Origin of the sequence: Vibrio nigripulchritudo (assembly GCF_027924785.1) — a bacterium.
GTDB lineage: Bacteria > Pseudomonadota > Gammaproteobacteria > Enterobacterales > Vibrionaceae > Vibrio > Vibrio nigripulchritudo.
The window spans coordinates 140,899-160,479 of sequence record NZ_AP027051.1; the positions used below are offsets into that span (position 1 = coordinate 140,899).

The window sequence follows — 19,581 nt, forward strand, 5'->3', positions numbered from 1 at the left end:
AAGAATGAGTGAAGTGTAAATCCGAGTTCCTTGAGGGCATTGCAAACCATTGCGTTGAGGTTTAATCAATTGCAATAAATTGCGTTAATTGATATCCGTTTTAGATGAAATAAATGATAAATATCAATTGGTTATGTCTATTTTTTGCGATGGCACAGTTCATGCTAATTCTTGTTGAATTAACAAGGAGTTATTATGGAAATAACAAGAATAGGCAGCGATACAATAAAGCAAGACATTGCCACTTTATTCGTTGAGCACGGTGAGCAGCTCAGAGGTTTCATCATGAAATATGCTCACAATGTCGACTTAGTGGATGACATTGCACAGTCCACTTACTTAGAAGCGCTCAAAAGTTGGCAACAGTTTCGAGGGCACGCCAAACTCAAAAACTGGCTGTTTGGTATTGCATACAATTTGGTGAGGAATCAGAACCGTATTAACTGCAAACAGCCTGACCATGTGCCGATTGACAACCTTCCCACTCAGATCATTCACGACGGCTCAGAGCTGCAAGACAAGGTTGATTCAATACGTATTCTTCAGCGTTGCCCAACCCAAATTGGCTGTATGCCGGGTGATATGCAAAAGGTGTTTAATCATATAGTGGTTGAAGGGTTAAGTTACGAAGAAGTTGCGGCGGAGCTCGGCATTGCAGTGGGTACAGTTCGCTCGCGTTTATCCAGAGCTCGGAATTGGTTAAAAGTCAGCTTAGATCAAACTGTAAATCCCGGATAAAGGGTGGGGATAGATAGGAACCGAGACGGTCCTGAGTTCTGTGTCACTACTTAAATTGAAGCGCATGGTCAAGGGGGGACACGCATGGATAAGAAAGCGCGTGAAGCAGCGAAACCGATTCCGGTTTCGAATCGACGTTCACCACGGTCAGTTGTTGGATACTTCCAAGCGGGCTGTAATTGACGTGTGATGGAGTTTTGTCCGTGCGCCCAATCGTTGCAGTACTGCAATTAAACGCTTCATAGTATCCCGACGTTAAAATTTGGGCGCATTAGTGAACATACGATTGAGATTAATGGGCATGTCCGCCTCAAGAAAGTCGAAACTTTCAAGTGTGGGATCGCCCCCTGATTGACCTCACTCATTGAGCCATATATTGATAACGCCATCGTCACTCTCGGTGCCCACGTAAAAACCTGATAAGTAATCTCGGTTTCGAACGGTAACAAATAGGTTGTCTTGATTGTCTTCAATCTCAATGAGTGGAACGTTCCCCCCCTCGTTTGCTAGCCTCAGTCACAACTTTGTTTTTAGGTTATTTCGACTTGAGAACTTGCTTCGTTGATATCATGTTGAACCGCAGCCTGAGAGGCTGATAGTGTGCCATTGCCTGGCAATACTTAAAGAAAAGCATTCGATCAAATAAATGGATTTAGGTGGCTTAGTTCCAAAGGTCAGTTGAGATGTTGATCGATTCGTTTCTCCGTCTTGTATTCATTCAAGATATTGTGCTTATTGAGCTTGTAGTAAAGGGTACGCTTAGGTAGGCCCAATTCGTTCGCGACCAATTCTAGTTCACCACTATTGAGCTCAATAGACTCTTTGATTATACCTATTTCATGCTCAATCAAACGTTGTTTCAATGATGTGATAGGCATCGACTCTTGCTCTTCAAAGGTTGGTAATCCGATAACATACCTTTCGGCAATGAGTTTAAGCTCTCTAATGTTTCCAGGCCAGGGGTAGCGTTCAAGTTTACTGATTAAGCTGGTATCTAGCTCTGGAGGCGTGGTTTGAATCCTCTTTGCGAACTCAATCATGAATTTAGTAAACAGAGGTAAGATCTCTGTGCGATTCTTTCTGAGACTGGGTAAAAGCAAATTAATGGCGCTTAGTCGGTACATCAAATCAGCCCGAAAAGCCCCCTCAGAAACCAGCTGAGCCAAAGGCTTTTTAGTTGAAGATATGACACGAAGATCCAGATATTTTAACTCAGTCGACCCCAAGCGCATGACGGCTCGCTCTTCCAATACTCTGAGTAACTTCGCTTGAAGTGTTAATGGCATACTGTCAATTTCATCCAGATAGAGCGTACCGTTATGGGAGGCTTCAATTAAACCCGCTCTGGAATTCGACGCACCAGTATACGCGCCAACTTGAACACCAAACAATTCACTTTCGGCAATAGTTTCTGGTAATGCCGCACAGTTGACGGCAATGAAGCGACCTTCACGACCCGACGAGGCGTGAATTGCCGCGGCGAGTGTATCTTTACCCGTGCCAGTTTCACCTTCGACCACAATATCGACAGGTAAATTAGCCAAATTGCCTATCATTTCACTCGACGCTTCTGTATTCCCCACTGTAAGCTTATGATTCTGAATAGGCTGGTGGATTGATTCATATGCCATAAAGTCCTCTACTACTGTTTATCTGTGGCGTGTATTTCACCAAGCTCATTAATCACAAGAATGATATTTGAAATCAGCTCGTGCTTGTTAGACACACTGTTTATGCCATAAACAAAACCTGAGCCTAAAAGTGAAAGCAAGTCTTTTGTGGGCTGGTCGGCTATCTTGATTTGGATGGTGTCGCCTTCATACGCTTCTAATATCTGAGCCAACCTGTACAGTACGTAAGCCAACGATGGAGAGTTTGTGTATTTGATGTAATGCAGATGTAAGTAAGTCTCTTGTGTTGAATACACGAGGCAACCGGAATCCCCTTTGTTGATCAATAGTATCTCGATGGTTGAGGAGTCAATTAACTCCTTTTCGTTTTTACTCCAATAGTGGCTTTGGAGAAGCAGCTCGCGGTAACTTGAATTTCGCTCTGGGCAACAACGTCCCTCTTCACACCATCTAACCGAATCAATTTCCAATAGGCTTGGGATAGCGCCGAATTGCCGATGACATATCTTATCGATGCTCATTTTCAGCTTGGGTCGTTTAGGAAGCTCACATGACAAAAGTGACGTTGTTGCGCTAATACCTAACGCCGTCATGACCTGAACCATACGCTTAATCGAAGGTGAGACTTTATCCTTTTCCCAACGAGAAAGTGCCACTGTATCAATGCCCTTTAGGCATTCTGAACCATCGCACAGCTTTTCAACAAGGTCTTGTTGGGTCAAAGAGTTTGCTTCGCGATAAGATTTGAGAAATTGTGAGAATAAATGCATATCATGACTCCAATTCATATTGTTTTATCGGTCTTTAAACCAAAACAATCATTTGAATAACTGATTGTATTAAAAGAGTTTTTATATGAAATACTTTTGATGCATATACATTATATTGCGCGACTTGGTAAAAGTTTGCATTAGCAAAGAGTCATCCAGTCTTAGGGTTAAATGCCAATTTCTAGTTATCACGTCAAAAATATAACTTAAACTTTCATACAGAAACTGAGTAACTCAATTTGCCAACTGTGAACTATTTATATGCAACTAAATTTATTTATGTGTATAATATTTTTCTCAAGCAAGATGTATTCAAAATACCGCAGGTAACAAATATAGTAAGGAAAATCAATCGAAAGCAGTTATTTTCAACCCGAAAATAAGTGCGTCCCCTACTCAGAGCAACTTGCAATTGTCTCACATGTTAGACAGTGAGGCTACATGTATTTCTATGTTTCAAAACCCACCCATATAGTTTGTATTAATTCTTATACACGACAAATAAGATTATAAATATGTGGCTTTGTTCCCATTAAATCTATTTAATGAAATTTATAAAATGTAAAAAAATATAAACACGCACAAAGTATAGATTAATGTAATGAGTAAGAACGTGTCACAGTGAAACCCATAATGATCATGTCAAAATCATTTTATAAAAATAGAATTTGTATTTTTCGGTGGTTGATTTAGTTGAATGGGTAACATCACCGTGTGATTTTACATATTTTTTATTTGGCTCTTAAAAGGTGGGTTCAATAAAATCGGATGAGACAATGAGTGATAATGCTCTTTAACACCAGACTATCTTGGGTGGAGTCATTAACGCTTAGTATGGTGAACGCATCTTCACATCTTAGATAGGAAAATAAATACTGACATTGTTCTTCTATCGAATTTTAAATCTTGTAATCTGATCGCCTCTTCTTAACCTTACCACAATAAAATCTACTCTTTCAGTGACGCTTCGTGACATAACCGTTCTTCCATAGTGTCGCGCACGCCTCGTTGAATAACCATGTTTATTGTTCTAAATGATTTTTTATCTTCTCAAGCTTGACGAGGTGTTTTGGCAGCTTCAGTATGTATTTTAACGTCGATGTGCCGATATCTCTGTTAGGAAAACCAGTACAATGAAACGTGCAAAGCGATACATAAGGTATCTTTTTAATGATGAGAATGACGGTCAATAATAGGGGAGAACTTTCATTTTACATACGTTGAGTCGATGATTAAATAAGGTGATATTTGCTTAGCTGAATTTTGGCATACCATAACTCCAATCTTCTGTTTCCGAAAAGAAGCGCAATAAAATGGCATTCTCTAGCGCTCATATGTTGACAGCTTTAAACAATACTTAGCTTCGAAATCGAATATAAATCATGTTTCTCTCGAGTGTTACACATGTTTTTTCTGTTTTAAAATGCCTTTAACCTACAGTTTTTTAGGATTTAATAATCAAGATATGGTTTGGATAATGTCAGGGTGGGATCGCGCTTTGTTACTAGGTATGGTCTGATAGGCACAAGTTCATAGATAGAACATCTCTCTGTTGTTGAAGACACTCACTCAGACGTGAATCAAAGGCGCGACCTTATTGATGCCATGTTTCTTGTTCTTACATGGATAAGAAAGCACTTGAAGCTTTTTGCTCGTGAAGCAGCGAAATCAACGAAAACCGAATTCGATCTTGATGACGGTCTTAACATGCTCACCAAAAACACTAGTCTAAGCCCAACTCCAATTCCCGTAATGGCTATTCGGGCAAGTCAATCATCACCGACAATGGAAAGGTCGATAACGGTGCTCCTCGCGAAGTCAGTTTTGCCCCCTGATCGCAAGCACTAAACCCGATCCCAATCTATGGATGACAAATGACTGAACCTTTACGCTAAGGGCATGACCATGTGTGAATTCGTTTCACCCTTTAAGGAAAGGCATGACGCAGACAGATCACCAACCCTGATATCGAAGGTGACTGTCTCGGTATTTGAGCAAGTCATCAACAAATCAGTATGCCTGGTGCTGGGTGTTAATTTGGAAGGACAGAAAGAATTGCTCGGTATGTGGCTCTTTGAAACGGAAGGTGTTAAGTTCTGGCTCAATGTACTGACTGAACGTCAAAACCAAGGGGAAAAGATATCCTCATTGCCTGTATGGATGGGCTTAAAGGCTTCCTAGGAACACAAATCCAACTCTGTATTGTCCATTTGGTGTGAAATTCAGTGAAGTAGTTGCCTTGGAGGGAGTCAAAGCGGTAACGATAGATCGGGTCTAGACGAGAAAATCTGAGTGTGTTACCACACTCAGATGGACTTTACCGCTACATTTATAAAACTAAACTGATGATGAAGCCCCATTTCTCAGCTTTTGTGCAGCGTTACTAAGTCCTTGTAAATTAAGTTCTTGTCTGCCATTGGTTAAAACTTGTCCCATGAGTTGAGTCATATAGTTAGTACTGGCTACGTCAAGAAACAACGTATCGGGAGAAGCGCCCATATTTTTAGCCGTGGCTCGCATCGATTCTACTATGTTGTTTAATGCAAACTCGTCGTTCTTTACTTTTCTCATTTTCGTTGGAGCATTCTCGACAACGGTTATGAAGTCTTGAAGTGTATATGTTGTAAGACTGTGATCGCCCTTCTCTCGGTCAGTCCGAAAGTGAATGTTGTCAGGAATGTCTTTTAAATCAAAATCGTTTTTCTTGGTCTTAAACTTACGGACCAACCATTCCATTTCGTTTCCGTATTTGTTTTCAAAATCACCCGTCTTTTTGCCTTCGATGTAAGTTAAAAATGCATTACTCTCCAACGTTAAATGGTTATTACTTATCCCTTTTTGTTCAAATGTGTGGCTATGATGGACAAAAGAATACGGGTTATTAACAGCAATTATTCCTTGCTTACCAACCCCAAGGTCACCGATGTTGTTAAAATCATCTTTGCGTTGAAGTCTAAAATCAAACTCTTCACCAGCGTAGGGAAAATCACGCCATTTGGTTTGACCATTGTTATCAAGAAATGACTCTTGCAAACGATTCTCGAAGTTTCCAGGTTCGTTTGGAACTGGGACCTTTCTATAAGTAATGTTTTTTTCAATACCTTCTGCTTCGTTAATATACACTCGACTTACATTACCATTTGGATTTGATTTCGAAATGGTACCTCCCATACCTGAGAGCTCCGCTCCTCTTTTTTGTGCTGCAGTTAAGTCAAGACCGATAGCCCCTCGACCGCTTAGACCTTCCCTTCTAACAATTGCAACTCTTTCAAAGAACGACTTAGTTTGAGCCGTTGGAATTGGTCTCACTTCACCTTCATGGTTTCTATAAGTAGGACGAGTAGGTAGGGGGGCATCAGGGTTACCTTTCTTGATCGCATTACCAATTTTCGACTTTCCAGGTCTGCCTGATGCTGAAGAACTCGCAACAGAAACCAATCCGTTAATAATGTCTGTAAAATTATTCTTTTTGAATCCTTCAATCAGGTCTCGACTAGATCCAACAATATCAACACCGGTTTCCGTAATCGAAATTCCGCCTCTCACTACTTGCCCTAGGTTCTTACTGACTTTACTCAACTTCGCAACAATTTTGCCCCCAGGTATCGCTGCTAGGGAAAGGCTTATGACGTCCAATGGGTCAATTTCTTTTCCTTCAATAGCATCTGCAGTTAAACCCGCCGCCCCTTGGATCACAGATACTGCTGCGCCTATTCCAGAAGCGGACATTAAAAGTTGTGTCCCTGAATCAATCCATGCACCAATATTCTCAGCTTGCTCTTGGCTGTATTCCACATCTTGGAGATCCGAACCATTAGTTGAAGCAACCAACAAGTCAAAGTACTTAGCAAGGTGACTAAATGGCGATTGAATCGCCCTTAGTTCATCTGTCGGCGAAGTAAAACCTTCAAATGTGAACTCTAGTTGAAATGGAATACCAGACGCAGAAACACCTAGTGGCTCTCTTGCTGCCCCTTTCGCGCTTCGTGGAAGTACATCCAGAAGCAGAGTCGATAATATCTGATCATCGTTGTTCTCTTGTGACACATGATAGTCAAGTCTTTCTACTAAAATTTTCGATAACTCAGAAATATTAATGGTTCTTGGGGTTTTCTGGTTAAAGTAACCTAGGTTCCAGCCTCCTTGCCCCTCTTGGAGACCATCTAAAGCTGTATCCACGCCAGAATACGTTGTACCATCCCGCTTCTCCCAAGATGTGAAATTCTGTCTAAAACTCTCATCATTAATGTTATTGAAATCACTCGGCTGTTGGATGTTCGTATAGGGTTTATCAGGAGAATTCAAATTCACAAGAATCCCGGTTTTGCTGCCTCTAGAGTCAGGCATAAAGAACATGTTTGTCGCGCCATAGGTGTAGATATCAACAGTAGTAACTTTGTCTATACCAATGAGCGCATTATACGCATCCAAGTTTTTATCTGGTCTCTCCTCTCGAATCTGAGAGAGAACTTCGATAATCGCAAACTGGTATAAGTTCTGCTGAGCTTCCTTTGTTAGATTTCTATAACGATTGGCTACGGCTGAATGATTAATACCACCAAGATCTAAGTTGGCAGGAATTACTGGAGTGGGGTTTGAGGGTAGAGACATAATGCGATTCCTAAACAATGGTTAATATCAATAACTAAGTGGTAGATTGAGAAACTAAGTTCCATTAACAACATTGAAAATGGCACTGAGAAAGAGAAAATAAACCGAATTGACTAAATTCAATAGAACCTCGCTTCACCGATAGCGCTGTCAAATGGGGGGCATCGACGAGAGGTGTGTCAGAGCAATAATCGAACATGAAACTGGCAAGTGTTTAAAATTAAACACTTGGATGGCGATATATTCCCTCCTTAATAGGACTATGGGTTAAGGTGAGTAAGGGCTTGTTCAGCTAGTTTGTGCTGGCTGATTTTATATATCCTATTCATTTAGTTATAGTGCATTAGGGATTTAGAAAAATGGTTAATGGGTTAACAGGCTTCTTCCTACACTATGTTCAAACAGAATCAGTCCTCACACTCACTTCTAAACGCCAGGTTCAATTCAAGATCCATGTCGCGATAGTATTCCAGTACCTCTTCCCGAAACTCGCAGTGTAATCGTGCACATCAGACCGATGTCCAGTTCCGCGACTTCACCTGCATGAACCGCTTTTGCAGTGGCACAGCACAGACCAAGTAGCATGTTCGGTCGATTTGTTAGAAGTGAGAACGGATGGACCAACCTAACTCGTTGTGATGCACATCGCGACGGATCAGCTCGCTGTCCAGTTCCTTTTCCTACCGTTTAATGGCTTGAGTCAAAGCCGATTGAGACACAAAACACTTCTCCGCTGCGCGAGTGAAATTCAGGGTATCGGCAAGTACAAAAAAATATCGTACTGGATTAAAATCCACAGTAATCCCGTTTACGTGTGATATTGATTGACGTGAGTTGTAACCAAGGTCCTTATTTGGCGTAACGCTGAAGTCACCGTTGGCTAATGTTACCGAGAAGGGTTTGTAGCCGCAGGATATCGGACACGACATAGGCGTACAGTGACGGCTTAAGATGATCGGTGCGGGGCCCCTGCTCTATTCCAGACGCAATCAGTGTGATTTGTTGGGCCAAATCGGGCAAGTATGTCATGTGGAACACCGCATAGCGAGAACGAGATAAATGGGTTCCATCTTCGGGATTGGCAACCCCATAGGCGCGAAGGGAAGCAAGCTGTTCGTACGAAGGCTGGGTCGTAAAGACACCCTCATAAAACTCTAAAATCGGGGCTTCATTAACGCCAACATCGCCGTCAATATAGGCGCTTATGTACACGCCTTGGTAAAAAAATACCACAACGTCACCTGGGCGATAAAACGATAAGGGAGCGGGTCGTTTGGGGCGTCGATTCAGTGGCGTCGGAGGATCGCAGAGCAACCGGATCATACGGCTTTCTTGACGGGCAAACGCATCGCTCAATTGAACGTTCTGGTTGAGCAACCGAATGGCGTTAACACCCGATGTCGTCGTATCGGGTTCCGCGATACCGTACTTGTGAAGTAAAACGACCAGCGCCACTTGAAATATCGGGTCGTCTTGGCGCGCCCTCCATCTTGGCATCAGTGCCGAGAGGACATGATAAGACACATTCGTGTCCGCATCATATCGGAGTGTAACCAGTGCCGACTCTACGGCGAGCAGAACCTCTGTTTCCAGGCAAGAGACCAAATGCTTTGCCGCCAATTTATCCAATATCTGCGCGTGTTTCATCGCGTCTCCTAATTGGGTTACTCAAAGGTGAAGATCCAGGCGCTCCAGCTCGTATTGGGGCAATAGTCCTTTCATTTCAACAGACACGCCGCCCAGTTTTTCAAGGGATGAGGTCACGGCGTTTACCGAACTGGGAGCCACCAGCAAAGGAATGGGAGACGAGCCGGATACAACGGAGGCAATCGTGGCTTCGATGTCAGACTCCATCAAATACACCACGTTCGGTTTGGACAATTTTCCCTGACTGAAGACTTGAGAGTCGATGCCGTTATGCTGTTGCAAATGCTCCAGAACAGTGCACAGCTTGTCCATGGGTCTGGCCAGCGCTTTAGCAGCCAGATCTTGAATGGCGTACAACTTGCGCTCCAGGTTACCTGTCGAGTGCCGACCGATGGCTATCATGGACTTGATGTCCTTCTTAACCGAAGACAATGCCGGGTCACGCAGTCGCGGCTTGAGGTACTTAACCAGTATATCGTTTCGTGTTGCAGTCGGTACGAACCGAGAGCGCATCGAAACATGACTCAACAAGTGCAGCAGCGCATGACAAACCAGCTCAGACAAGGTTTGGTGGTATGACAATTCACGTCGAGGAGACATAACAAGCTTCTGATCAAAAAAAGAAGCCCACAGTCTACCCAGAACGAAACAAAAAGAAATCTCAATTTGGGATATTCTTAGCTCAGTTCTCAGTTCTCAGTTCGTAGCCAGACGCGCAGCTAGGCAAGCAACCAGTGGAAATGAGCATGACTGAAGGCATCAGGATTGCACGCTCGTACAGGTGAACCACTACTCGCGAAACCCACGTTTCTTTGAGCCCCCCTTCTTCACCATCAGACCAACCCTCCAAGAGATGCGACATGAAGATCTGCAAACGCCTTCCTTCAGTGTCGGAGTGAACCAATGAGAAGGGAGTGATAAGCCACAGTACGCTATATTGACACAAACAGACCCGCGATCGTTGCGGCCATCAGGTTAGATAGCGTACCAGCGATCATCGCTTTTACTCCCATACGAGCAATGTCGTGACGACGGTTTGGCGCAAGGCTACCCAGACCACCTAGTAGGATCGCGATAGAAGAAAGGTTCGCGAAACCACACAGAGCAAACGAGATGATTGCTGTTGTCTTCTCAGACATTGGCAGACCTGTTTCTGCTACCCCTTTCGCACCTTCACCGATGTAAGGAGTGAAGTTCAGGTAAGCAACGAATTCGTTCACAACGATCTTCTGACCGATGAAAGAACCCGCCAGTGTCGCTTCTTCCCATGGCACACCGATAACGAATGCTAGAGGAGCGAATACCCAGCCTAGAACAAGTTCCAGAGTCAGTTCAGGCATACCGAACCAACCACCAACGCCACCAAGAACGCCGTTGACTAGAGCAATAAGACCGATGAATGCCAATAGCATTGCACCTACGTTAAGTGCGAGCTGAAGACCGACAGATGCACCGCCTGCCGCTGCATCGATAACGTTCGCTGGCTTATTGTCGCCACCGTCGATGTCTGCGTCGATGTCGTCTTTAGGCGCTTCAGTTTCAGGCATGATGATCTTAGCGAATAGTAGACCACCTGGTGCTGCCATGAATGATGCTGCAACTAGGTATTCTAGAGGTACACCCATAGATGCGTAACCAGCCAGTACACCACCGGCAACCGATGCCAGACCACCACACATTACTGCGAATAGTTCAGATTGAGTCATCTTAGGTACGAACGGACGAACAACAAGCGGCGCTTCCGTCTGACCTACGAAAATGTTAGCGGCTGCTGACATGGACTCCGCACGAGAAGTACCCAGTGCCTTCTGAAGTGCACCACCAAGAATCTTGATAACCCAAGGCATCACACCGATGTAGTAAAGAACAGAGATCAACGCAGAGAAGAAGATCAGTGTCGGCAGTATTTGAAAAGCAAAGATAAATCCAATACCGTCAACAGAGAAGTTAACCAGGTTACCGAACAGGAAATCTGTTCCGTCTTTACCGTAGTCGATAATGTTCTGAACCCCTGCAGAAAACGCCGCCAGGAGATCCCGTCCCCAGGGGATATACAACACGAAAGCACCCAGAACAAACTGGATCGCAAAGGCACCCCCGACGGTTCTGAAGTTAATCGCTTTTCTGTTGTCGGAAAGCATCAGCGCAAGCGCAAACAGCACCAGCATTCCTGTCAGGCTAAAAATGACACTCATAGTTCAAATTCCTTTTGAATGAATGTGGAAAAAACCGAACTATCGGTATGGTGCACTGTAGAGTGGAAGTCCACGGGGGTGCCCACACCGAAATGCGTGGACGGCGTTACGAAGATTGTTGATTGGGACGCTTGGACAACCCCAAACTTGGAGTTTCAGCTGTCTGCTCATCCACCCAGACTTCGCAGTTTGGGTGTGACTGGACGAGGGTGCAAGGGTAATCCACAGTAGGCTCATGCATCAGCAAAACCCTTAATGTATGCTGCTTCCATGCTCCTCCGTCACTGATCAGCAGCAACCGTTTGGCCGCGAGAATATCCTTCATACCTATGGTGACCGCCATCGGTGGGATCGCTTTTGTGTTTCCCCCCGTAACGCGGTGAGAAAACGCAATCAACGTCTCATCATTCAGTGGGAGGATCCGTGTGACTGAATGCTTCATGTCTTCTAAGGTGACGTGCCACCAGCGGGAAAATGGCGGCTCATTATTAGCAATATGACCTGAAAAGCCAAATCCTCCGTAGCAGAGATCGGCACCACCACAGGCTTCGATCATGTCAGAGTATCGAGACATGTTTTCAGGCGTTGGAAAGTGTAGATTTTCCTGGTAGGGCTTCAACTCATCATCAATCAAGTCAAAAAGATGCCTTTTCATGTACCCAGCGAATGACCACACATGATCATTTGGTAAGAGTCGGCACTGCCAATCAAGCCATTCGTCCATGTTAAAGCAAACTACATTTTCCCAGGAAATCCGCTCTTGGTTGGTGATAGCAACCAGCAGAGGATAATGCTTAGTAGGACCAACTGGGTTGATGAGAACCGTCGGTTTACCAAGTTCATTGTTGTGAGCGATGAGATCGGCAATTTCTCTGGCCAACGCCTTAAATATGTCATCAGTCTGTGCATGGATCGTTAAGGGCAGCGTCGAATGACGCGCCAGTTCTTCTGGCTGAAGTGCCATCATGGTGTCCCAGCTTAATCGAGAGGTTTTATTTTTCATAATTATCTCCTAAATGTGAATACAACACATTTTTATGTTGTATTCACATATTAACAAGGTTCATTGCATAAACCTTGACAGATCCCTCAAATATTCTAAAAATACAGTTCATCTAGGGAGAGCGTATGAAAAAGACCGACCGACAAGCGATCATTCTTGAGAAAGTGTCCAGTGGAAATGAATTCAATATTGTGAAAGCCGCATCGGAGTTAAAGGTTTCCGAAGAAACCATCCGTCGCGACATTAAAGAGCTTGAAAATAAAGGGCTTGTACAAAGAAAACACGGCGGTGCCACACTCCCAAATACCGTTGTAGATGGATCATTTCAAAGCCGCCTCAAACTCAATTCAGAAGGTAAGCGGAAAATCGGTGCTGCCGTATCTGAGCTCATTACGGATGGCGACAGTGTGTTGATAGAAACTGGCACGACTACAACGTTTGTTGCCCAATCCCTAAGAGACAAGAAATCGCTGACTGTCGTGACCAATTCTGCCGACGTGGCAAGATGCCTTGCCGTCCAGAAGGAAAATGATGTGTACATGGCGGGTGGTAAGCTGTCGACTGACGACGCAGCGAGCCTGGGTCCAACCGCCATCGATTATATCTCAAAGTTTTACGTGTCTTATGCGGTTGTCTCTGCTGCTGGTCTGGATCCAGATGCTGGCGTGACCGTGAATAAAGTGGCCGAAGCCGAGTTCAGCCGGCATGTCATTAGCCGAGCGAAGCAAGTCATACTGGTCGCAGACCAGACCAAATTTGGGCGGTGTTCACTGGTATCTGTCTGTGATTTTAGTCAGATCGATATACTGGTGACCGATGCCACCCCTTCAGATGAGTTGAAGACCGCGTTGAATAAAGCCAACGTTGAAACCATCATTGCCTAACGTTTAAAGGAAATGGAGAGAACGTTTGGATCTCAATGCAGACGCTACCTCCTCTTTATCGTGTTGCTGTAAAAAGACCAACGTTTCTTCAAAAGTCGGATAACTGGTCCAGGGAGCTCCTTCGCAACACACGGAGATAGCAGAAACGGCTGACGCAAATACTGCGGCATCCTCGATGTCCGCACCCCAGGTTAAGGCAGTGAATAGAGCCGCGACAAAGCCGTCCCCTGCCCCAATGGTGTTCCGGGCGATAACCGGAAATGCTGGAACCATTAAAAGCGCCCCTTCCCAAAGGATGGTGCACCCCTTCGCCCCTTGAGTTAACACTACATTTTTCACTCCCCATTGCTGCTGAATACGATGAACGTCGGTGGGACCGTCCACTTGTCCTTCGTCGATGTTAAGCAGCGAAGCCGCTTCCGTTTCGTTGGGTACGAGCACATCAATCCCCTGCAGTGCCCCCGCATTCAACGGACAGAAAGGACCCGGAGTAACTGCCGCTACACAACCCTCAGATTGGGCAGCCCGTGCTGCCTGAAGCGTCACATCAACGTTGTTTTCGAACTGAAACAATGCGTAGCGATAGTTATGAAAATGTGGTCGCATCCTGCCCACATCGCGTGTCCCGAGATCGCGGTTCGCCCCCATATCGGTGACGATAGTAGAAAGCCCGTGACGATCCAGAGTGGCAACCGAAACTCCGGTATGTGCGTGCTCGGACAGTCGGCAAAACTGCGTGTCCACGTTTGCGTGTGCCAATTGCTCTAAGGCGGAGTAAGCTGGGGCATCGTCCCCCAGTACACCACAAAATGCGGTTTTAGCGCCCAGCCGAGCAGCACATACGGCCTGATTTGACCCTTTTCCTCCATCTGCAAGATTCATTGGATCAAAGTACCGACCGACCACGGTTTCTCCGGGCTTAGGCAGAGCGTCGCACTCAATGTAAACACCGTATACGTGACTGCCAAACACCAGAATGTCTTGGTTATTCATTATTCCTCCCTACCACAATATCGGTCCTTAAGAAAACGAGGGGCGCCACTGAACTGGATACTATTGCGGGCGATGAGTTTGATGTCTGCATCTGACAGTCCGAACTCCCTCTGACACAACGCATACTCATCAATCAGTCGGATATCCCAGACTCGGGGATTGTCCGTATTAACTGAGCAAGGTATCCCGAGATCTAAGAAGCGTTTTAAAGGGTACGTAACATTCTCATCCAAAGCTTTCAGCCACAGATTTGAGGTAGGACACAGATCCAGACAGATCTGACGCTCCGCCAGTATCGTCATTAATGTTGGATCATGGACAGCGTTAACACCATGAGCGAGTCGGTCAGCATTGAGGCAATTGAGCGCTTCCCAAATGTTTTCCGCGCCCACCATTTCTCCTGCGTGGGGTGCAGAGAGCAGCCCGTGGGCTTTTGCAATATCAAATGCCTTTTGAAAGCGGAGACCGGGAAAGCCAACTTCGAGGTTTGCCAGACCAAAGGCGACCACTCCCTTATCTTTCCAACGCGACGCCAATAAAGCTTGCTCTTCCGCCTCTTCAGCTGATTTGGCTCTATCCGCAATGAAAATGAATCCTGAATGGGTACCGAAGTGCGTACAAGCGTTTGAAAACGTCGACACGAAGAAAGCTGCCGATGCATCGTCATCACCGAAAATGTGCCGGTACGATGGAACGTAAATTGTGGGTTCAATCCAGACCACTCCCTGCTTTGCTTCATCTTCAACCAATTCCCAGACAAGCCTTTCAAGAGCATCTTTGGTTTTCAGTGTCGAGTAAATGGTCGAAAATACTGCTGTCAGATAATTCCATTCCCCTTCACCTCGGAAATGCCCCTCGTCAGGGAAGTCCGAACGCTGGGGGATAAGCACACCATCGCGTTTGCAATACTCATGATAAGTGTCCTTGCGTATCGCGGACTCCAAATGCAGATGCAAGTGGGCTTTTGGTAGAGAAATTAAATCGAGCATAAGTTACCTCCATGTTATTCCTTGGGCTTCCAGAAGGGTGTCCGCAAGCGCAAGTTCCAGTGTCTGAGGGACCTCAAATACCCCAGACGATAAGTCTGAGCTCACCGCCAGATGTCGTAGGGTCAGAGCTTGCAGCGCCAGACCGGCTTCAACTGTTTCAATGGGATCGCCTTTGCCCAATGTCAGGTTCACCATTTCGCCGCGTCCCAGGAGATAGTGAAAATGTTCGGCATCCAGATGAATTTTCTGGATACCCGGGGTCAGCGTTTCGACGAGCAGTGCTTGCCCGACGTAGTCATCAATTGGCAACTCTTCTCTCAGGTGCCCCGCATTCATGAAAACACAGCCCGTCTTCGCCAGTTTCATGTCTTCACAAGAAATCGCTTTTGGTCTGCCTGTCGCTGTCACCACAACATCGGAGGTTATTATCGCGTCGGAAACCTTTGAAAGGGTGTAGCCTTCCATAAACGCTGCCAGAGCGGCAATGGAAGAGGTTTCAGCCACCGTGACTTTCGCCCCCATCAACGAAAAATACTTCGCAATCCCTTTGCCACACCATCCGTAGCCCACCACCAGCACATCCTTACCGTTGATCATCAGGTTGGTGGTATCCATGTAAGCTTCGAGAACGGACTGACCCACTCCGTATTGATTTTCCAACGTAAGTTTGATGAGGCTGTCATTGATCACAAAGATAGGATGATGAACACTTAAGCGTTCTCTGAGTTTATGCGCGCCGGTCGTCGTTTCTTCCGTACCACCGATGAAGTGGTCGGGCACTGGGGCAGAGTAGAGAAGCTCATATAGATCCGCACCATTATCCAGAAGAAGGTGAGGCTGAGTATCTAGAATTGCTCGAAGGTTTTTATGGTGTTCGCTTCTATCGAAAGTCCGATACCCCAGACAGGTGATCCCTCGGGTGTTCAAGTAATCCACCGTGGCATCATCAGTCGTCCCGATGTTCCCGGTCACGGCGACAAATGCCCCGCCAGCTTGCAACACTTCGCAGAGCAATGCCGTTTTGGGCTCAATGTGTAGACAAACCCCGATGCTCAGTCCCTGGAAAGGCTGATCGCGTTCAAACTCACGTTTTAACGCCCGCAGTATCTTGGCACTGGACCGAACAAACTCAACTCGACCGTCGTTACTCATATTGACCTCCATGCACCAGAAATGCCTGCCCCAGACGTGACCAGAATTGGGCATGGTCAACTTCAGTTAAGACATGAACAGAATGCCCACCTTTGTCTTCAATGGTTCGTCCTTGTTCCATACCTTGGCGTACCACAGCGATCTGAGTGTGTCGGGTTTCAAAAATATCTGGCCAGAGGAAATAAGACGCGGTCAGCACGTCCCACACGGAATAGGTTCTATAGGCATTCAGCGCGTAACACTGTCCGGCAAAGTCTGCCATTGCAAAATGACGATGTCGGGTAAGAAAGGTCATAAACCCTGGATTGACAGGCACTTGGTCAGTTAAATCCAATGGGCATAACGTGATCCGCAATCCACTTTCAAGAACCGTCATCGCGGCTTCAGGATCCCAATACACATTCCACTCCGCTGTCCCGTTGTGCAAAGGCTGGTGGTGGGGGTAAACATTGCCTGCAACTTTCAATGCCCCGCCCATCCAGATAACCTGTTGAATGTGCTCGGCAACGTCCGGAAAAGAGCGTAGGGTCTGGGCGAGGTTGGTGGCAGGACCAACGTCAATCACTGTCACCGGGCGGCTATTATTGCGGATGACATCAGCCACAAATACACGCCCTGATTTTTCCGATATTGGAGCCAGCGGGAGCTCCGGATGATTGATGATGGGCATTGAATTGATGCGCAAGCTGTCAAGCCGCCATTCAGCCGGAAAGGCATGCAGAGGGCGCGCATCACTGAGTGCCACTGGAACATGAGCCAGCCCTGTTAGTCCAAGTATTTTGCGGCTAACCTCAGCCGCGGCTTGGATATGACAGTCACCATCTGTCACCACGACACCTATCAAATTGATGTCAGGAATGACAGCCAGCAGGGTCAATGCCATAAAGTCATCCGCCGAACCGTCATGGCAGAAGAGGACATCCTTACCTAATGAGCTCCGCATTCGTTACTCCCTTATTGTTGTGAACGGAAAATAAACAATAAGACAGATTTAATGTTAGATCAACATAATGTTATGTGATATCAACATGGGAGTGAGAGTCAGAATCGTTCATGCCTTATCAGTCAATCGTCCGTATTGACAAATCGGGGCAATCAGCGAGCCGCATCACGGGTATGCTCAGATATGAGAAAGAACTCACAATGGTTATGTGATAAGTTGCTCAAAATCTGATGCCTGTATCGCGTATTGTTCGTGGTCTTATCTAAATTGGGGGCAGAAAGGCGTAGCCCGACTGAACTGACAACCAAGAACACACGGAGTCAGCCAGTGAAGTTGCGAATTTTGTTTATCTTGTGTTTTGTATCAGGCTCGTTGGGGTGGCAGATCGCCATCGCCACGGTCAGTATTAAAGAAACACACCCTGCTGGTCTTAGCTACAGGCTGGCGAATGCGACCATATGGCATCATGCTCAAGCTCAACGTATCGAGCTTGAGCGCATCATCATGAGTTCTGATCACCAAGACGAACGGGTCATTAAGAGGCGTATTTACACAGCCATCCAGCGACACCTGTCCAATGTACGTCGGGAATTGCACGCAATGAAGCTGCCACTTCCCCCTCTGGAGTCTTCCAGTACAGACTTATTCGATCTGCCGAGGCTGTACAATGACGTCTCTGAAGTGGCATTTTCAGCCCACGACCGCGACAGAAAGCGGTGTGAGCTTATTCAACTGGTGAACCTGCATCAGCAAGCTGCTCATGAGCATTTGCGCCATCTGCTTGTGGCACCCGATCTCATTTGGTCTTCTGGGATGTTTTGGTCGGGTTCAATGAGGATTGGACAACACCAACCTGAAGGAGGATCACACCGATGACCAGTGACTTCAACGTTCTTCTGTGCTTTGGTGGGATGGGATTATTTCAAGCGTTATCAATGTGGCTGGCTTTCGAATTGCGTGAGCATGCCATGTCCTCTGGTACATATGGCTCACCAAGCTGTTTGCACTTTGACGAACATCTTAACGTCATCACATTGAACAATGAGCCTCTGGTGACTCTACGCCCGGGAAGCTTAAACCATCGTTTCTTATCTCACATGTTTATGCATGCCAACCAGAGCATACCCAAACACGATCTTTACCTGGCTGCAAACATTCCGGACAGTGTTTACATCAACAAGCTCATCGCCAACACCAAGTTACCAAAAACGATTCGTGACAAGGCGTTTGTACTGGAATCCGGAGGCATCCGGCTCAATACGACGTTTTAACCCTTCCCAATTCAGCACAGGAACTGAGAATAGGTAAAGGGAAGCGGTTTGTAACAGATTATCACAAGCTACTACTGATAATGTGCCACCATTGCTAAATCAAGGCAACGACTTAGAGTAGGCACTGCACCTCTGTGAATGAGTGCAAAAACCTTACGCTGTTTGTCTCTTTAACAATGTAGGAGAGAAGCAATCAAGTGTGGTACGTTGAAGCGAGTCGCAGAAGCAATATCCTACGGCTCTATTTTCAGGTCAAAAATGAACGGCAAAGCAGAACACATAAATCTGTGTGCTTTGCCAGTGTGAAGTAACTTGCCGTGTACTACCTTGGTTATGGGTAGACCCGTAACGTGAATTTGTTAGTTTGCAAACAGGGGCAACGAAAACTCATGAGTGATTAAAAGACAACCAAAAGATTGGATTCAAAACGCAGTTCTTTGAGTCCGTTCTTCTCGCATAGAGACGTGAATTCATAGGTGGCAAATAACATGAGTGCAACTAAATTGGACTTAAAAGGTGTTTGTGAGTGACGTCCTTGTCATCAAACGCTAAAGTTTCAATCCCTTTTCATGCATAGGACTTTGTTTTCTTTACCAGACTGAAGACAATTGAAAATGTGCATATGATATCTGGACATTGTCGACTCATATATTGAACAATGGTGGCAGCTTGGCTCGTTCTTCCGCTGGACCCTCTTCATCTTTTTCCTCAGCGCTTTATGTAACGTTTTGGTATCTTAGCCTCCATCTTCTGG

At 45.7% G+C, this 19,581-nt stretch carries 17 protein-coding genes and 1 pseudogene; 5 read left to right on the forward strand and 13 right to left on the reverse strand.

The window, feature by feature from the left end; translation table 11 throughout:
• Nucleotides 1-195 precede the first annotated feature (195 nt).
• Nucleotides 196-738, forward strand: a complete 543-nt coding sequence (locus QMG91_RS28745; RefSeq protein ID WP_022593236.1) for an RNA polymerase sigma factor — start codon at nt 196-198, stop codon at nt 736-738.
• Between the two features lie 674 nt (nt 739-1,412).
• On the opposite strand, the gene QMG91_RS28750 is transcribed toward QMG91_RS28745, so the two are convergent.
• Both QMG91_RS28750 and QMG91_RS28755 read right to left on the reverse strand, forming a co-directional pair.
• Nucleotides 1,413-2,369 carry a sigma 54-interacting transcriptional regulator gene (locus QMG91_RS28750; RefSeq protein WP_022593234.1) on the reverse strand — a complete coding sequence of 319 codons (957 nt, stop codon included), beginning with the start codon at nt 2,367-2,369 and terminating at the stop codon, nt 1,413-1,415.
• Nucleotides 2,370-2,380: 11 nt separating this feature from the next.
• Nucleotides 2,381-3,139, reverse strand: a complete 759-nt coding sequence (locus QMG91_RS28755) for a helix-turn-helix domain-containing protein (protein ID WP_013610329.1) — start codon at nt 3,137-3,139, stop codon at nt 2,381-2,383.
• Between the two features lie 1,622 nt (nt 3,140-4,761).
• On the opposite strand from QMG91_RS28755, the pseudogene QMG91_RS29015 reads away from it, so the two are divergent.
• Nucleotides 4,762-5,355, forward strand: a pseudogene (locus QMG91_RS29015) (transposase); the annotation flags it as partial.
• 121 nt (nt 5,356-5,476) lie between these two features.
• Here QMG91_RS29015 and QMG91_RS28765 read toward each other — a convergent pair.
• From QMG91_RS28765 to QMG91_RS28795, 7 genes are all read right to left on the reverse strand, one after another.
• On the reverse strand, nt 5,477-7,750 hold the full coding sequence (locus QMG91_RS28765) for a hypothetical protein (RefSeq protein WP_281832946.1): 2,274 nt from the start codon (nt 7,748-7,750) through the stop codon (nt 5,477-5,479).
• A 680-nt stretch (nt 7,751-8,430) separates the two neighbouring features.
• A complete protein-coding gene (locus tag QMG91_RS28770; RefSeq protein WP_022593227.1) occupies nt 8,431-8,679 on the reverse strand; it encodes a LysR family transcriptional regulator in 249 nt (82 codons plus the stop codon).
• Complete coding sequence (locus QMG91_RS28775) at nt 8,621-9,397, reverse strand: hypothetical protein (protein WP_281832948.1); 777 nt, start codon at nt 9,395-9,397, stop codon at nt 8,621-8,623. The genes QMG91_RS28770 and QMG91_RS28775 overlap by 59 nt, the downstream gene beginning before the upstream one ends.
• Before the next feature lie 21 nt (nt 9,398-9,418).
• A complete protein-coding gene (locus QMG91_RS28780) occupies nt 9,419-9,997 on the reverse strand; it encodes a DUF2913 family protein (protein WP_281832950.1) in 579 nt (192 codons plus the stop codon).
• A gap of 82 nt (nt 9,998-10,079) precedes the next feature.
• Nucleotides 10,080-10,259 (reverse strand): hypothetical protein, encoded by a 180-nt coding sequence (locus QMG91_RS28785; RefSeq protein ID WP_281832952.1) that lies wholly within the window; start codon nt 10,257-10,259, stop codon nt 10,080-10,082.
• A 70-nt stretch (nt 10,260-10,329) separates the two neighbouring features.
• Complete coding sequence (locus tag QMG91_RS28790; RefSeq protein ID WP_281832955.1) at nt 10,330-11,592, reverse strand: NupC/NupG family nucleoside CNT transporter; 1,263 nt, start codon at nt 11,590-11,592, stop codon at nt 10,330-10,332.
• Between the two features lie 106 nt (nt 11,593-11,698).
• On the reverse strand, nt 11,699-12,595 hold the full coding sequence (locus tag QMG91_RS28795) for a sugar phosphate isomerase family (protein ID WP_281832957.1): 897 nt from the start codon (nt 12,593-12,595) through the stop codon (nt 11,699-11,701).
• 125 nt (nt 12,596-12,720) lie between these two features.
• Between QMG91_RS28795 and QMG91_RS28800 the strand changes: the two genes are divergently transcribed.
• Nucleotides 12,721-13,479, forward strand: a complete 759-nt coding sequence (locus QMG91_RS28800; protein ID WP_281832959.1) for a DeoR/GlpR family DNA-binding transcription regulator — start codon at nt 12,721-12,723, stop codon at nt 13,477-13,479.
• Between the two features lie 3 nt (nt 13,480-13,482).
• Here the strand turns inward: QMG91_RS28800 and QMG91_RS28805 are convergent, their stop codons facing one another.
• Genes QMG91_RS28805 through QMG91_RS28820 form a run of 4 tightly spaced genes read right to left on the reverse strand, consistent with a single transcriptional unit; the run spans nt 13,483 to nt 17,556 of the window.
• Entirely contained in the window at nt 13,483-14,472 is a 990-nt protein-coding gene (locus tag QMG91_RS28805) for a ribokinase (protein ID WP_281832962.1), read from the reverse strand.
• A complete protein-coding gene (gene add / locus QMG91_RS28810) occupies nt 14,472-15,461 on the reverse strand; it encodes an adenosine deaminase (RefSeq protein WP_281832964.1) in 990 nt (329 codons plus the stop codon). The genes QMG91_RS28805 and add overlap by 1 nt, the downstream gene beginning before the upstream one ends.
• A gap of 3 nt (nt 15,462-15,464) precedes the next feature.
• Nucleotides 15,465-16,613: an adenosylhomocysteinase gene (locus QMG91_RS28815; protein WP_281832967.1), complete on the reverse strand. Its 1,149-nt coding sequence runs from the start codon at nt 16,611-16,613 to the stop codon at nt 15,465-15,467.
• Nucleotides 16,606-17,556 (reverse strand): nucleoside hydrolase, encoded by a 951-nt coding sequence (locus QMG91_RS28820; protein ID WP_281832969.1) that lies wholly within the window; start codon nt 17,554-17,556, stop codon nt 16,606-16,608. Before QMG91_RS28820 ends, QMG91_RS28815 begins: the two co-directional genes overlap by 8 nt.
• A 327-nt stretch (nt 17,557-17,883) precedes the next feature.
• Between QMG91_RS28820 and QMG91_RS28825 the strand changes: the two genes are divergently transcribed.
• Nucleotides 17,884-18,432 (forward strand): hypothetical protein, encoded by a 549-nt coding sequence (locus QMG91_RS28825; RefSeq protein WP_281832971.1) that lies wholly within the window; start codon nt 17,884-17,886, stop codon nt 18,430-18,432.
• Complete coding sequence (locus QMG91_RS28830; RefSeq protein WP_013610318.1) at nt 18,429-18,827, forward strand: hypothetical protein; 399 nt, start codon at nt 18,429-18,431, stop codon at nt 18,825-18,827. The genes QMG91_RS28825 and QMG91_RS28830 overlap by 4 nt, the downstream gene beginning before the upstream one ends.
• The last annotated feature ends 754 nt before the right edge of the window (nt 18,828-19,581 follow it).